1 protein-coding gene is annotated in these 1,702 nt (G+C 31.8%); it reads left to right on the top strand.

The window, feature by feature from the left end; genetic code table 11:
* Positions 1-201 precede the first annotated feature (201 nt).
* Positions 202-1,702: hypothetical protein (locus AACX68_RS07090; RefSeq protein WP_228860851.1), on the top strand; the 1,501-nt coding region annotated here is incomplete at its 3' end.

Here is a 1,702-nt window from a genome sequence, read left to right as displayed (position 1 = left end):
GAATTAAGCATCCGTTGACTTGAATAAACATAAGAGTATTATTTTTTGGGTCTAATTCAAATTACTATAATGTAGTTTAGTTTTATTATTACTTTCCATTAGTAATGATTTGGAAAGGGATTTGTCGAGCTTAAAATCTGGTTTATGTGACTTTTATCCGCAGCAATTGAATATAATCATTCGTATAGGAGGTGATTATTTATGAAGTGGTATGTTACTGAATCATTAGAAATACATAATAAAGTTATCCCCGAAAAAGAAATTAATATTGGAGCTGGATTTGGTCCAACAGGAATTCCACATATAGGGACGCTTTGTGAAATTATCCGGACTGGCTTAGTTAAAAAAGAACTAACTAATTTAGGAAGGAAAAATAATTTTTACCTTATTTCAGATGATTTGGATCCATTTAGGAAAATACCGTCTAACGTACCTAATCCAGAAAAGTTAAAGGACTATCTGGGGCTGCCGGTAAACAAAGTTCCAGATCCATTTGGGGTTTTCTCTTCATTCTCAGAAATGGCAGAAACTCGATTGTTAGAGCTTGCTAAAGAATATGGTATAGACTGTAATATCATAAAAAATTCGCTGGCTTATAAAAATGGTGATTATAATGATTCAATTAAGTTATTTCTGAAAAAATTTACTGCTATAAATCAAATATGCAAAGAATCTACCGGGTTTTTGAGGCAGCGAACATATAATATAATAATGCCTATTTCCGAAAGAACCGGGAAAGTACTTGAGCATATCATCATAACAAATGTAGATCCTGATAGTGGTGAGATAAGTTATTATATACCATCAGATGAAATTGTGAATAAACCCGGGTATGAATATGGTGTAGAACTTCAGGAACTTTATCAAGGTGAATTATTTGATCAGGAACAAACAATTTCAGTATTAAACGGAAAATCCAAACTTCAATGGAAAGCTGACTGGAGCATGCGATTACTGCATAGAAACATCCACTTTGAAATGCATGGGGAAGATCTGATAGATTCAGCTACAGTTGTTCGTCAGATTTTCAGTGTCTTAAATCGACCTAGCCCTCGTCTTTACAAATATGGGTTGTTTCTTGATTCTTCAGGAAAAAAAATATCTAAATCAAAAGGAAATGGTTTTTCTCTGCAAGATGCCAAAAGTCTTCTGACACGAGAAGCTATCCAGGTTTTTTTATCAAAAGACCCTAAAAAATCCACTAAATTTTATATAGAGCAATCCCCCAGATTAAATGATCAAGTTAATGTTTTGAAAAAAAACAAAAAGCGCCTCTCTTTTCTTAAGATTTCCAGAATATTAAAAGCATCAAATCCTATAACTCTTCTCTCAGCAAAGAAATTTCTTGATTTATACCTAATCGATGGAGAAGTGATATCAGAAGAGGAATTAACTATAAGTTACAATTATTATTTGAAAACCAATAAAAATCGTTACGCTGGTTTAGCAACAGATAAAGAAAGACAGTACTTTTCTAGTATTACAAACTTAATGAAAAAAGAAATATATTTTAATAAAGAAGAGGTATTCAAATTGATATTTGATACCTATGAAAACATCTTTCCAGAAAAAAATAGCGCACAAATATGGAATTTACTGTATAGAGGGTTGTTTGGCGATATCTGTGGCCCTAGAATTAAAACTTGGATAGAGTTAAATGATGGAAAAGATATTATTGACTGTTTTAGTAATCCATATATAC

The sequence above is a fragment of the Xenorhabdus sp. PB61.4 genome, from assembly GCF_963894935.1.
GTDB lineage: Bacteria > Pseudomonadota > Gammaproteobacteria > Enterobacterales > Enterobacteriaceae > Xenorhabdus > Xenorhabdus stockiae.
This window is presented reverse-complemented; position numbering and strand designations above follow the sequence as displayed.